The sequence below is a fragment of the Methylocystis rosea SV97 genome (assembly GCF_000372845.1).
Lineage (GTDB): Bacteria > Pseudomonadota > Alphaproteobacteria > Rhizobiales > Beijerinckiaceae > Methylocystis > Methylocystis rosea.
Map to the genome: position 1 here is coordinate 371,460 of NZ_KB889963.1, position 13,925 is coordinate 385,384.

General features: G+C 65.1%; 12 protein-coding genes. 2 read left to right on the forward strand and 10 right to left on the reverse strand.

Features of this window, described 5'->3' with window-relative positions; translation table 11 throughout:
- Positions 1–126: 126 nt before the first annotated feature.
- Positions 127–1,221, reverse strand: a complete 1,095-nt coding sequence (locus tag A3OO_RS0102030; protein ID WP_245257080.1) for a hypothetical protein — start codon at positions 1,219–1,221, stop codon at positions 127–129.
- A 316-nt stretch (positions 1,222–1,537) separates the two neighbouring features.
- Here A3OO_RS0102030 and A3OO_RS0102035 point away from each other — a divergent pair, with 316 nt between their 5' ends.
- Positions 1,538–2,794 (forward strand): cytochrome-c peroxidase, encoded by a 1,257-nt coding sequence (locus A3OO_RS0102035; RefSeq protein WP_018406164.1) that lies wholly within the window; start codon positions 1,538–1,540, stop codon positions 2,792–2,794.
- A 48-nt stretch (positions 2,795–2,842) separates the two neighbouring features.
- Here the strand turns inward: A3OO_RS0102035 and murI are convergent, their stop codons facing one another.
- The 9 genes from murI to A3OO_RS23930 form a co-directional block, all read right to left on the reverse strand.
- Positions 2,843–3,664, reverse strand: a complete 822-nt coding sequence (gene murI, locus A3OO_RS0102040; protein ID WP_018406165.1) for a glutamate racemase — start codon at positions 3,662–3,664, stop codon at positions 2,843–2,845.
- Between the two features lie 101 nt (positions 3,665–3,765).
- Positions 3,766–3,972, reverse strand: a complete 207-nt coding sequence (locus tag A3OO_RS0102045) for a hypothetical protein (protein ID WP_018406166.1) — start codon at positions 3,970–3,972, stop codon at positions 3,766–3,768.
- Between the two features lie 114 nt (positions 3,973–4,086).
- The gene (truB, locus tag A3OO_RS0102050; RefSeq protein ID WP_018406167.1) at positions 4,087–4,989 is read right to left on the reverse strand and encodes a tRNA pseudouridine(55) synthase TruB; all 903 of its coding nucleotides are present in this window, start codon (positions 4,987–4,989) and stop codon (positions 4,087–4,089) included.
- Positions 4,986–5,414 (reverse strand): 30S ribosome-binding factor RbfA, encoded by a 429-nt coding sequence (rbfA, locus tag A3OO_RS0102055; RefSeq protein ID WP_026222605.1) that lies wholly within the window; start codon positions 5,412–5,414, stop codon positions 4,986–4,988. Before rbfA ends, truB begins: the two co-directional genes overlap by 4 nt.
- A 149-nt stretch (positions 5,415–5,563) precedes the next feature.
- Positions 5,564–8,182: a translation initiation factor IF-2 gene (gene infB, locus A3OO_RS0102060; RefSeq protein ID WP_018406169.1), complete on the reverse strand. Its 2,619-nt coding sequence runs from the start codon at positions 8,180–8,182 to the stop codon at positions 5,564–5,566.
- A gap of 37 nt (positions 8,183–8,219) precedes the next feature.
- Positions 8,220–8,873, reverse strand: a complete 654-nt coding sequence (locus A3OO_RS0102065; protein ID WP_239753746.1) for an RNA-binding protein — start codon at positions 8,871–8,873, stop codon at positions 8,220–8,222.
- 16 nt (positions 8,874–8,889) lie between these two features.
- Positions 8,890–10,485: a transcription termination factor NusA gene (gene nusA / locus A3OO_RS0102070; protein WP_018406171.1), complete on the reverse strand. Its 1,596-nt coding sequence runs from the start codon at positions 10,483–10,485 to the stop codon at positions 8,890–8,892.
- Between the two features lie 2 nt (positions 10,486–10,487).
- Positions 10,488–11,243, reverse strand: a complete 756-nt coding sequence (rimP, locus tag A3OO_RS0102075) for a ribosome maturation factor RimP (protein ID WP_026222606.1) — start codon at positions 11,241–11,243, stop codon at positions 10,488–10,490.
- A 398-nt stretch (positions 11,244–11,641) separates the two neighbouring features.
- Positions 11,642–11,833 carry a hypothetical protein gene (locus tag A3OO_RS23930; protein ID WP_018406173.1) on the reverse strand — a complete coding sequence of 64 codons (192 nt, stop codon included), beginning with the start codon at positions 11,831–11,833 and terminating at the stop codon, positions 11,642–11,644.
- A 65-nt stretch (positions 11,834–11,898) separates the two neighbouring features.
- On the opposite strand from A3OO_RS23930, the gene A3OO_RS0102085 reads away from it, so the two are divergent.
- Complete coding sequence (locus tag A3OO_RS0102085) at positions 11,899–13,800, forward strand: glycosyltransferase family 2 protein (RefSeq protein ID WP_018406174.1); 1,902 nt, start codon at positions 11,899–11,901, stop codon at positions 13,798–13,800.
- The last annotated feature ends 125 nt before the right edge of the window (positions 13,801–13,925 follow it).

Here is a 13,925-nt window from a genome sequence, read left to right on the forward strand (position 1 = left end):
CGCGCCCGCCCAGCCCTGGATAAAGTCACAGGCTATGGCGTTTGGCAAAGGCCACTGCTGATCCATTCGCCAAAAGAAAAACGCCGACGCGCTGGCGCCGGCGTTTCGAATGGAGCCGTTCTCAGGTCAGCGTACGAGGCCGCCGATGGCCGATCCGACCGAGTTCACCGAGCGCTTGACGAAGCCGAAAGGTCCGTCGCTCGCGGGCGGTGGAGGCGGCGCGACCGGCGCCGGCTCAGGCGCCGCCACGGCCACCGGCGCCTCGGCGGCTGGTTTGGGTCGGCTGGCCACCGGCTTCGCCGGCTTCTTCTGCTTCACGACCTTTGCGCGCGGCGCGGGCTTTGGCGTTTCAACCGTTTGGTCAGCGGCGGCCGGCGGCGTTGAAACCGGCGCGGCGGGCGCAGCCGCTTGCGGCGGCGTCAGCGCCGCGGCTTTGGGCGGAACCGCCGCCGGCGGCGATGACGGCGCAGGAGCCGCCGGCGCTGTCGCCGTCATTGGCGTCGTCGCCCTCATGGGCGTTGGCGCCGTCGCCGTCGTGGGCAGCGGCGCCGTGGGCAGTGGCGCGAGTTGCGGCGCAGCGGCGGCGCCGGTGGGAACAGGAATGGTCGCGCCAAGCGGCGCAGCCGCCGGATTGGTCGGCATCATCGCCGCGCCTGCCGACGGCGCTGGCTCCGACTGGAGGTCCGCGCCAGACGCGGGCTCCGCGGCCGCCGCAGGCTCGGCCGGCGCCGTGGCGCTTTCCTCAAGCGCGGGCGCTTTGGCGGTCTCATCCGTCGGCGCGGCGTCCTGCGGTTGCGGCGCGGCGCTACCGAGAACGGGTTCAGCGGCTTCCGGAGCGGCCAAAGGCGGCGCCGTGGCCAGCGCCGGATCCTCGCTCGGCCCGACCGCGCTCCACGGCCCCAAGACCCAGGTCAGGGCGGCCAGTCCGGCGATAACCACCGCGGCCGCCGCGAAGAACAAGGCCCGACGGCCGCCTTCGCGTTCGTCCTCCGGCTCGTCGTAGAATTCTTCGTCGGTCGCATGGACCGCGCTCCAAGCTTCCTCTGCGCGCGGCGCTTGAGGAGAAGGACCCGGATTGATCGCTGCATTCGTTGGCGGGCGCTCGAAGCCCTGAGCCGGCGCAGCAGTTGGCTCGGGGGCGTGGCCGAGGTCGCGGCGCAGCAGCTCCTTAAACTCGGCAAATTCAGCCATCAGCTCCTTATCGTCGCCGATATCCATCATGCCTGAACCCTTTCATTGGCGCGCGCCAAAAAACTCCGCGATGAGTCGCGCGCGGTCGCACCATCCGCGCCCAGACAAACGTTAAAATGTGGCTGTACTGCGCCGGGTTGCTTTGAGGACATTAAAACTGGTTAATTTCAGTCTGTTGGATGTGAGTTGACGGCGCAGCTTGCTGCTGGCGCGCGCGGCATGCGGCGTAAATTCGCAGCCTTGCTGGAAGATATCCAAATTAACGAAATTGACCTTTGCGCCGCGCGATTCCTAAAGTTTCGGAAGGCGCGGAGAAACGCGCTTTCTTCTCCAACGGGCTGCTCAAGTGACCCTTTCCTGTCTACGCAAGGCGCGCCAAGCCGCGCTTTGCGCCGTCTTCGCAGTGCTCGGCTCCCCGCTCCACGCGCAGCCTGCGCCACCTCGCGCCGGCGCGGCGGACGAACGCGGCCTGACGGCGCTGGAACTCCTCGGCAAGCGGGTGTTCGAGGACGCGAGCCTGTCGCGACCGGCGGGCGTCTCCTGCGCCTCCTGCCATGACGCTGCGACGGCCTTTCAAGGCAATAATGGTTCGAACGTCGCTGCCGTGGCGCGGGGCTCGCTGCCGACGTCTCTGGGCAAGCGCAACACGCCGTCGATCATGTATGCGTCCTTCGCGCCGCCTTTCGAATTCATCGACGATAAGGACGAAGAAACCGGCAAGATCGAAAAAATTCCGGCTGGCGGACAGTTTTTCGATGGCCGCGCACACGATCTCCTCGCCCAGGTCGAAGGTCCGATGCTCGATCCGCTCGAAATGAACGCGCCTTCGAAGCGCTTCGTCGTCGACACGGTGCAGGGCGGCGCCTACGCCGACCTTGTCCGCCAGGTCTATGGCGACAAAGTTTTCGCCGATCCGGACGCCGCTTTCGTGAAGCTCGCGCAAGCGGTCGTCGCCTTCGAGGCGAGCGCACGCTTTCATCCCTTCGCGTCCAAATTCGACGATTATCTGCGCGGGCAAGCGCAGTTGACGGCGCTGGAGAAGAAGGGCTTCGAACTCTTCAAGGACCCCAAGAAGGGCAATTGCCTCGCCTGCCACGCCGGCAAGGAGGATTCGCGCAATCCGCAGGACTGGCTCTTCACCGATTTCACCTATGACGCGCTCGGCGGTCCAAGAAACAGAGCGATTCCGAGCGCGGCGAAGGCTGATTCAGCTCCCGATCTCGGCCTGTGTGCGCTACCGGGACTCGCTGAAGTCGCTCCCGCGGGCTTCAAGGTCGAGAGCGTCTGCGGCGCCTTCAAAGTGCCGACCTTGCGCAACATCGCCGTCACCGGCCCCTATCTGCACAATGGCGTCTTCGACAAGCTGCGCGACGTCGTCGCCTTTTACGCGACGCGCGACACCGATCCTGGTCACTGGTACCCGAAAGACCGAAGCGGCAAGCCGGAAAAATATGACGACCTGCCGGCGTCCGCGCATGAAAACGTCAACGTCGACGAGGTTCCCTACGATCGCAAGCCCGGGCAAAAGCCGCGGCTGTCCGAAAAGGACATCGACGCCATCGTCGCGTTTCTCGAAACATTGACCGATCGGAACAAACCATAACGCCTTCTGGAACATTAGCGCTTTGGCGAAACTCGACCACGCCCCGCACTAGGCGGTAGGGACAACAGCGGTCCACGCAAGGCCGTAGCGCGCGAGCGCTGCGACGAGCGGCGCCGGGGGACGAGCGCCGCTCGTGAAGATGATGCTACGGGAGACCGGCTGGCGTCCCGGCGCGTCCGCGCCGAAGCGCTCGCCAAGCAATTGATCCGCGCGCCGCGCGATCGCCGGCGCGGGGTCGATCCACTCGACGGGCCAGGGCGCAAGACGTTTGAACTCGTCGATCAGCAGCGGATAATGCGTGCAGGCGAGAACGATGGCGTCCGTGCGCCTGCCGCCTTCTTCCTTGAAACAGGGTGCGATCTCGGCGCCGATGTCCGCGTCTCTCACGCCTTCCCCATGCATGTAGCTCTCAGCGAGACCCGCCAAGCGTTTCGAGCCGACGAGCGTCACCGAGCAATGTGCGGCGAATTGCTCGATCAGGTTTTGCGTATAGTCGCGCGCCACCGTGCCCTGCGTGCCGAGCACGGAAATCATCCTTGACCGTGTGCGCTCCGCCGCCGGTTTGATCGCCGGCACCGTGCCGACGAAAGGCAATGCCGGCCAATGCACGCGCAAATAGGGCAGAACGATCGTCGACGCGGTGTTGCAGGCGATGACCACGATGTCCGGCGCGTGCTCGGCGATCAGCCTCTCCATCAGTTCCATCACGCGTTCGACGAGCTCCGGCTCCTTCCAGGACCCATAAGGGAAGCCGGCGTCATCCGCGCAATACACATAATCCCCGTGCGGGCGCAGCTTGACGGTCTCGGCGAAAACCGTGAGGCCGCCAAGGCCTGAGTCGAAGACGAGGAGTTTGGGCGGAGGGGTCATGTGCGGCGAATCTCGAAGCGAATAGGACAGGATTCCCGTGACAAGATCAACTGCCGGTCGGTCGAGGACAATATTTGACGGGTTGTTCTAACCCGTCGAGATTAGGCATCATGCGAGATGTAAAACACCCTCAGGCCCGCGCTGGCGGAACTTCTGAAGAAATCACGAGGCAGGCGCGTCGCATCACAGGCCGAGCGGCGGAACCTGGCGTCAAACAGGCGGAGATTAATCGCGCGATTGATGATCTCATGCGCTTTCGCGAAACCACGCGAAAGGCGCCGCTGGCCGAGGTTTTGGGCGCGCGCCATCAAAACCCTAAATAGCGGCTGGCTTCGCCGTCGAATGCGCCGGTCCTCGCTGGATCGGCTTGCCGACGAATTGCCCGCAGCATCGTCCGGCTGCGTCGCGATTGTCGAATAGGCTCAGAACGGAAGATTAAACACCCGCGCCGGCGCGAGCGCGCCCTGGACGATTTCGCCGAAGGCGACCGGCACGCCGCCGCAAGCGGCGTAGACAATGCCCTCATGCGGCGCGTCGCGGCCCCGCAAAATCACCGAGCCGCCACGCCGCAGCCGCGCCGCCATGTCGCGATCGACAACGACGCAAGGCAGTTCGGCCAATCCGGCTTCGACCGACAGCAGCGCCTCTGCGGCCATGTTCTGATTTTCGATCTCGTCGAGCGTATAGGCGTCGTCCTCGACAAAAGGCCCGACGCGGGTGCGTCTCAGCGCCGTGACATGGCCGAAACAGCCCAAAACCCGACCGAGATCGCGCGCAATCGCGCGCACATAGGCGCCCTTGCCGCATTCCATGACGAAGGTCGCGTCGTCGCGAGACGCGTCGATCAACGTCAGCGAGCGGATCTTGACCACGCGCGGCTTCAAATCGACCAGCTCGCCCTCGCGGGCGATGTCATAGGCGCGCTCGCCGGCGATTTTAATCGCCGAGAACTGCGGCGGCGTCTGCAAAATCTCGCCGACGAACTGCGGCAGCAGAACTTCGATCGCGGCGCGCTCCGGCCGCACAGCGCTCTCCCGCACGCCCCGACCGTCGGCGTCGTCAGTGTCGGTCTCGACGCCCCAATGCACGGTGAAACGATAGGCCTTCTCGCCGTCCTGAACGAAGGGCACGGTCTTGGTCGCTTCTCCGAAGGCGACGGGAAGAATGCCGGACGCGAGCGGATCGAGCGTGCCCGCATGGCCGGCCTTTTGGGCGTTATAGATGCGCTTGAGGCGCGACACCGCCTGCGTGGACGTCAGGCCGACAGGCTTATCCAGCGCCAACCAGCCGTCCACGACGACTCGGTCCGATTTTTTTTTGCTCATTCCTCAACGCCATCCTCTTTGGCGTCGTCGCCATCGGCGAGATCGCGCTTCACACGGTCGGAACTGAGCAGCGCGTCGATGCGCGACACATTGTCGAATGTGTCGTCGATGCGAAAGCGGATTTCGGGCGCGAACTTCAAATTCACCTCTTGCACGATCTCCCCGCGCAAAAATCGCTTGTGGCGATCCAGCGCGGCGAGCACCTCAGGCTCATCCTTGCCGCCAAGCGGAACGACGTAAATCGTCGCGAGCTTGAGATCGGGACTCATCTTCACCCGCGAAACGGTCACGACATGCTGTTCGAGCACCGGATCGCTGATTTCGCCGCGCGTGAGCAGGCGCGCGGCGGCGTGACGAACGAGTTCGCCGACGCGCAACATGCGCTGCGACGGCGCCCCGGCCTGTGAGTGATGAGCTCTGGACATTTTGGACCCGGTAATTGCAGTCGTCTCACGCCCGCGCCTGTGGCGGACATCCCGCGCATGAAGCGTAATGAATGAAGGTAGCGCGGCTCAGCGCGACGAGGATGGCCGGGACGCGCCCGGCCATGACGTTTCGCGGCGGCGAGCGCCGCTTACAGCGTTCGCTTGATTTCCTCGACGCGATAGCACTCGATGACGTCGCCGGCGCGCATGTCCTGGTAGTTCTCGAAAGCCATGCCGCATTCCTGTCCAGCGGCGACTTCCTTGACCTCGTCCTTGAAGCGCTTGAGCGTCGAGAGCTTGCCCTCATGCACGACGACATTGTCGCGGATGAGCCGCACATTGGCGCCGCGCTCGACATTGCCATCCGTCACGCGGCAGCCAGCGACCTTGCCGACCTTCGAAATATCGAAGACCTCGAGGATCGTTGCATTGCCCAGCAGGGTTTCGCGCAGCGTCGGCGCCAGCAGGCCGGACATCGCGCCCTTCACGTCATCCACGAGATTGTAGATGATGTTGTAGTAGCGAATCTCGATGCCGGCGCGTTCCGCTGCGTCGCGCGCCTCTTTGTGCGCGCGCACGTTGAAGCCGATGACCGCGGCGTTGGAGGCTTCGGCGAGCGAAATATCGGATTCCGAGATGCCGCCGACGCCGGCATGCACGATGCGCGCCCCGACCTCTTCGGTGCCGAGCTTTTCGAGCGCCGCGGCGATAGCTTCGACCGAGCCCTGCACGTCGCCCTTGATGACGAGCGGGAATTCCTTGCGGCCCGCCGTCTTGAGCTGGCTCATCATGTCGGAAAGCGAACCGCGCGCCGAACCGCCGCGCGCGGCGATCTTGTCACGCTTCATCCGCTCGCGATATTCGGCGATCTCTCTGGCGCGGGCTTCCGACTCGACGACGGCCACGCGGTCGCCGGCTTCCGGCGTGCCGCTGAAACCCAGAATCTCGACAGGGAAACTCGGGCCGGCTTCGGGACGCGCGGCGCCCTTGTCATCGAGCAGCGCGCGCACGCGGCCCCATTGGGTTCCGGCGACGACAATGTCGCCCACGTGAAGCGTGCCGCGCTGAACCAGCATGGTCGCCACAGGCCCTCGACCCCGGTCGAGCCGCGCCTCGATGACCGTGCCTTCGGCGGCGCGATCGGCGTTGGCCTTGAGGTCAAGCACCTCGGACTGAAGCGCGATCAGCTCGAGCAGCTTGTCGAGATTGGTCTGCTGCTTCGCCGAGACTTCGACTTCGAGCGTGTCGCCGCCCATGGATTCGACCTGCACTTCATACTGCAGTAGTTCGGTGCGCACCCGCTCAGGCTTGGCGTCCGGCTTGTCGATCTTGTTGATGGCGACGATCAGCGGGACATGAGCGGCGCGGGCGTGATTGATCGCCTCAATCGTCTGCGGCATGACGCCGTCGTCAGCCGCGACGACCAGCACCACAATGTCCGTGACCTTGGCGCCGCGGGCGCGCATCGCCGTAAAGGCGGCGTGGCCGGGCGTGTCGATGAAGGTGATGGCGTGACCGTTGGGGGCCGTCACCTGATAGGCGCCGATATGCTGGGTAATGCCGCCGGCTTCGCCGGAGACGACATTGGCCTGGCGAATGGCGTCGAGCAACGACGTCTTGCCGTGGTCGACGTGGCCCATGATCGTGACGACAGGCGGCCGCGCCGTGAGATCGACGTCGACGTCGGGCGTGTCGAACAGGCCTTCCTCGACGTCGGATTCGGCGACGCGCTTGACCGTGTGGCCCATCTCTTCCGCGACGAGCTGCGCCGTATCAGCGTCGACGACGTCGTTGATCTTGTGCATCTCGCCCTGCTTCATCAGCAGGCGGATGACGTCGACCGCGCGCTCCGACATGCGGTTCGCGAGTTCCTGAATGGTGATCGTCTCGGGAAGGATCACCTCACGCAGAACTTTTTCCTTCTGCTCCACCTGGCCGCGGAACAACCGCTGCTGGCGGCGCTTGAAGGAGGCGACGGAGCGCGTCCGTTCTTCGTCGGTTCCGGCCGTGGCGGTGGAGACCGTCAGCCGGCCGCGATCTTTCATGGCCCCGCCGCGAGAGGGGGTCGGGCGCGGCGGCGCGGGCGGCGTGAAGCCGCCGATGGTGCGCACGGGCGGTCGTCGCACCGCGGTTTCGCCCTCTGTGCGAATGGGCGCGCGGGCGCCGGCCGGACCAGGCGCGGCAGCCCCGACGGAACTGCGCGGCGCCGCAACGCCGGCGGCGTCACCGGGCAGCCGGCGACGCGCTTCTTCCTCAGACTTGCGTTTCGATTCGGCTTCGCGCGCGAGACGCTCTTCTTCCTCGCGCTTGCGCGCGTCGGCGGCGGCGCGCTCGGCGTGCTCGCGCTCCTCGCGTTCGTTGCGCGCCTTGGCGTCGATTTCCGCGCGGCGGCGATCGTCCTCTTCGCGCGATTTCGCATCGACGAGCGCGCGGGCGCGCGCCTCGCGCTCCTCATCGGTCAACGCGCGCAGCACAACGCCCGAGCCGGAGCGCGGCGCAGGCGCCGAACGCTGTGTCTCGGATCTCGGCGCGGCCTTCGGCGGCGGCGCCGGCGGCTCCGCAATCGGGGCCGTCGCGCCGGCCGGCTTCGCCGGCTCGACGTGTCCGGGCGCGCGGCGCTTCACCTTCTCGACCACGACCACTTTTGAGCGGCCATGGGAGAAGCTCTGACGGACCATGCCGTGCTCGACCGGTCGTTGCTTTAAGTGCAACGTCTTCGACGGCGCGACGGTCAGAGTTTTGTCGCCGCTGTTCTCGCCTTCGCTCATCCAGTTCCCAATCCTGGGTCGCTACGACCCGTTAACTTCAGTCTGCGCAGCCGTTCGGCTTCGCCTCGTTTTCGTCGCCCGCCGCCGTCGCGCCGTCGATGCATACGCCCCGATAGGCGGCGAGTCGACGGCATCGCCCGATGAAAGCCGTCGTGGGACCGCTCCCGGCGAGGGCAGCATGTATCACATTTGTGCGGCCCAACGCCAAATCCAATTGCAGCGACGAAAATAAGCCGATGACGGGGGTCGTCGACCCGGCGCGCCGGGCAGCTTGGGCAAGCTTGCGCTTGCCGTCTTCGCCGCCGTCGCGGGCTTCGATCAGCGCGCGGACAGAACCTTGCGCGAGGGCGTCGGCGACCTTGCCGAAGCCTGCAACAACGGCGCCCGCCTTATTGGCCAGCGACAGCATCTGCAGACAATCAGCTTCGAGCAATCGGTCGACGTCCTCGGCCAATTGCGGCGCGGCGTCGATCTGTGTCTTCAGCGCGCGCGCAAACAGACGCTTTTGCGCCGCCTGCGCAACGACGTCGGCGCGCGCCGTCACCCAGACGCCGCGGCCCGGAAGCCGCGCCTTGATGTCGGGCGCGAGCGCGCCGTCCGGCCCGCGCACAAAGCGGATCATCGCCTCGGGCGCGCCGCTCTGGCGCGTCACGATGCAGGTCCTCTCCGAAACATGCGGCTCGCGCGTCATGCCCTCGATCAATCCGCTATTCGCCTTCCGCCTGAGCTTCAGCCTCGACCTCGGCCGGCGCCACCGGCTCCTCGATCCAGCCCACGCGCACCCGCGCGAACATGATCATCGCTTCAGCCTCTTCACGCGACAGGTCAATGCCCTCGAAATAGCCCTCGTGCTTGACCGTCTCGCCATCCTTCTTCTCGCTCCAGCCGACGAGGTCGTCCGGCACGCAGCCGGCGAAATCCTCCATCGTCTTCACGTCGTTCTCGCCGAGCTTCACCATCATCGCGGTCGTCAGGCCCTCGATCTCGCGCAGGTCGTCGGCGACGCCCAGCGCCTTGCGGCGCTCTTCGTTCTCCGCCTCGATGCGCTCCAGATAGTTCTTGGCGCGGTTCTGGATTTCGGCGGCGGTATCCTCGTCGAAGCCCTCGATCGTCGCGAGTTCGGGAAGTTCGACATAGGCGAGCTCCTCGACCGAACGGAAGCCCTCGGACGCCAGCAGCCGGCCAACGACCTCGTCGACGTCGATGGCGTTCATGAACGACTTCGTGCGCTCGACGAATTCCCTCTGCCGGCGCTCCGACTCTTCGGCCTCCGTGAGAATGTCGATGTCCCAGCCGGTCAGCTGTGAGGCGAGACGCACATTCTGGCCGCGCCGCCCGATCGCGAGCGAAAGCTGATCGTCAGGCACCACGACCTCGATGCGTGAACTGTCCTCGTCGAGGACGACCTTGACCACTTCCGCCGGCTGCAGCGCATTAACGATGAAGGTCGCGGCGTCCGCGGACCAGGGAATGATGTCGATGCGTTCGCCCTGCAGCTCGCCGACGACCGCCTGAACGCGGGAGCCGCGCATGCCGACGCAGGCGCCGACCGGATCGATCGAGGAATCGCGCGACACCACAGCGATCTTGGCGCGCGAACCGGGATCACGCGCCACCGACTTCACCTCGATCACGCCGTCATAGATCTCCGGCACTTCCTGCTTGAACAGCTTCGCCATGAATTGCGGATGGGTGCGCGAGAGGAAGATCTGCGGGCCCCGCTGCTCGCGGCGCACATCGTAGACATAGGCGCGGGCTCGATCGCCCGGGCGGAACATTTCGCGCGGGATCATCTCGTCGCGGCGGATAATGGCTTCGCCGCGGCCAAGGTCGATGACGACATTGCCGTATTCGACGCGCTTGACCACGCCGTTGACGATTTCGCCGATGCGATCCTTGTATTCTTCATACTGGCGGTCGCGCTCGGCCTCGCGCACTTTCTGCACGATGATCTGCTTTGCAGACTGCGCGGCGATGCGGCCGAAGTCGAAAGGAGGCAGCGTCTCCGAGATCCAGTCGCCGGACTGCGCCGCCGGATTGCGCTTGCGCGCTTCGGCGAGCGAAATCTGCGTCGAGTCGTTTTCGACCTCGTCGACGACGAGCAGCAGCCGCGAGAAGCGAACTTCGCCTGTCTTGGCGTTGATCTCGGCGCGCACCTCGGTTTCCTGGCCGTAGCGCGAGCGCGCCGCCTTCTGCAGCGCGTCCTCCATCGACGCGATGACGATCGAACGGTCGATCGACTTTTCGCGCGCGACGGCTTCGGCGATCTGCAAAATCTCAAGTCGGTTGGCGCTGACGGCCATTGTTAGTCTCCCCTCGAACGGCCGGAGGGCTTTGGTTTGCCGCCGGCCTTCTTGAACTGGGTTTGCACGCCGGCCGGAGCCAGCGGTTTCTGCTTCTGTTGCGCGGGGCCGCGAAAGCGTCCCGGTCCGCGGCGCGGACGTTCCTCCGCGTCCGCCTCCTCCTGAGTCTCTTCAGTCTGCTGGAGCTTTCCAGCCCGCAGCGACTCGCGAATGAGCGCCTCGGTCAGCACCAGCCGGCCTTCGTCGAGATCGGCGAGCGGCAGCGACACGGCTTTTTCCTCATCCGAGCGCGCGTCGGTGCGCTCCAGCGCAAGCGTCGCGCCTTGTCCCTCGCCTTCGACGCCGCGAATGACGCCGCGAAAACGCTTGCGTCCGCTCGCCACGGGATGGGTCAGTTCGATCTTCACCTCATGACCGATGGCGCGGTGAAAATCCGACAGACGCACCAGCGGACGATCGACGCCCGGAGAAGAAATCTCCAGTCGATATTCGCTGGCGATGAGATCGGCGACGTCGAGTTCGGGCGACAGCGCCTGGCTCGCCGCCTCGCAATCATTAACGGTCATCGTTCCGTCCGGACGCTCCGCCATGATCTGCAGAATGGGTCCGTTCTGCTGCAAGAGCCGCACGCGCACGAGTCGGTAGCCCAACTGCCCCAGCACCGGCTCTACAAGATGCGCGACGCGCGCGGCGACGCCGGTCTCACTGATGAGACGCGGTTCGTCAAAGGTCGTGCTGGCGGCGGCGTTTTGCGTCAAGCGCTGTCCTTGAAGCTCTCGAACGATCAAAGCAAAAAGAGCGGGTCCCCGGAGGGCCCCACTCTCAATCGGCGATCATCCGAGAATGATCGTTATGAGATGAAGTTCGGCCCTATATGGCAGGGGAAGGGCGAAAAATCAAGAAATCTTGAAACCAGTCGCTCAGCCGATCGTCGCCTACCAACGAAGGTCAGAGTCCGAGTCGCGATGTCAATTCTCCCGTTCGGTCTATGAATTAGTTCTTTACCGCTGCTTTTACTAGGAACCCGAATACAAACACAGTAAACGCGAGACCCCTGCCCCCGCGGCACTCCAACAATGGGCGTCGCGTCCCGTTTCGGCTGCACCAATCGCCGTACGCAAAGGCGTAAGAAGCCCGGCCCTCGCGGTCTTTGAATTCACATCTTCTTTTGCGAGAATCGCACGAAAGCGCGCGTGTTGACCTTGCGGCGATGCGCCCATAGTTTCGCGCCGGGTCTGATGTAATTCTTTTTTCCGGTCGTTCGGGCGCGGCCGCCAAATGCGACATTGTGGAGATTATTATCGAAGCGCGTTCGTTTTCCGACGCTGGAATCGTCGTCGACTCTCATGCTTTGCGCGCGTGCGCCACAGGGGGGCGCTGAATTTGCCGCCGTCAGACGCTGCGAGCGAGTCCATGTTTCTGGAGCCCGCGCGCAACGTTCGGCGCGAGCAAGACGGTTTCCTTGCGCTGTCGCAGGAGCCTTGGCTGCGCTTTTGCGGCTTGAAGGGATTTCCGCCTGGGAGATTCGTCGAACTTCGCTATGCGGCGAGCTTCTATGACGCGCCGGTGCGGCCCATCCTGCGATTTTGGATTGGCGAGGAATTCAAAGAGCACATTCTGCCATCGCCCTGCGAAGGCGTGGGCGTTTGGATCGGGCGTGTTCCGCGCGAGACGACCGAGGTCTGGATCAGCCCGACGAATCGTCCCGGTCCCTTCAGCTTCCGCATATTGAGCGCGCGGCCGCTGGGCCGCGTCGAGGCGCTGCGCAAAGCGTCGGCGGCGCCCAAGCGTCTGTTCTTCGCGCTGTCGGCCGATATGGTCGGGCTCACCGAGGAAGCGGAGCTCAACTGGCGCTGGGCGCTCGGCGCCGCGCCGATGTCGACGTACCCGTTCTGGCGCGCCGCGCGGACGCGCGGGAGCGATCCTCGCATAGACCGGCCTCGGACCGACTGGGCAAAAGCGCCGAGAGTGGTCGCGCTAGTCGACGCCTGCGGCGCGGCGCCGCGCGACATCGAAACGACGCGCGCGAGCGTCGTAGATCAGACCTATCCGCATTGCGCATTCGTCACAACGACAGACGGGACGCAGTTCGATGCTGGCGATCTCGTGTTGCCGCTCATCGCCGGCGATCGTCTGGCGCCCGACGCCTGCGCCTGCTTTGTCGAACATTTCGCCCGACATCCGCAGCACGCCATCGCCTATGCGGATGAAACCGTCGGCGAAGGCGACGCCTTGCGCCCGATCTACAAACCCGGCTGGAGCCCGACGCTTCATCGTTTTGAAAATTATGTCGGCCGCGCGGCCTGCGTTCGCGCAAGCCTCCTGGCGGGCGAATCCGGCTGGATCGAAGCCGGCGCCGACGCACTGATCGACCGGCTGCTGTCACGCGCGGGAAACGACGACGTCGGCGCGCTGCGCCGGCCATTGTTTAGCCTTGCGCGCGCCGTGAGCGGGCGGCGAACGACGATCGACGCTGTATTTCGCGGCCCGCCGCCTGCGGTGACCATCGTCATTCCGACGCGCGACCGCATCGATCTACTCGCGCCCTGCCTCGACAGCCTGCTGCGCAAGAGTCTCTATCCACAATTCGACGTCATTGTCGTCGACAATGACAGCGTCGAGCCGCGCACGCAGGCGCTGCTGCATGGGCTGCAAGCGCAGGACCCCCGGCTCAAAGTCCTTCGCAAGTCAGGCGCCTTCAATTTCTCCGCCCTGTGCAACGCCGGCGCGGTCGCCGGGCGCGGCGACTACCTGATTTTCCTCAACAACGACACCGAAATGGTGACGCCGGACTGGATCGAACGGCTGCTCTTTTTTGCGTCGGCGCCGGATGTCGGCGCTGTGGGCGCGAAGCTCCTTTATCCCGGCGGCCGCGTTCAGCACGTCGGCGTCTTGCTCGGCATGGGCGGCGTCGCAGGCCATTTCGGCGCCGGCGTGACCGAAGACGATCGCGGCTGGATGAGCCGAAATGTCTTGCCGCACGACGTCTCGGCGGTGACCGGCGCCTGCATGATGATCGAACGAGACAAATTCGACGCCGTCGGAGGCTTCGATGAGATCAATCTTCCCGTCGAGCTGAACGACGTCGACTTATGCCTGCGACTGGCGGCGCGAGGCTGGCGCACGATCTGCCACACGCAGACGATTCTCATCCATCGTCAGTCGGCGAGCCGCGGCGGCGGCGCGCTTCGTCTGCAGCGCGTCTACGAGACGGAGCGCCGCGCGTTTTACGAACGCTGGCGCGCCGTCATTCGCGACGATCCGCATTTCCATCCGGGGCTGTCTCTTTACACTAATAGCGAAGCTTTACCGTGACGTTGGTCGCTTGCACGGGGGCCCCGACCCGCTTAGTTTGCGGCGCGGGAAAACTGTCTACTCCGCCCGAGTGATAGGGCCGCCAGGGACCGACGCCGCGTCAGCGCGCTTAGGCGTTTCAGCCT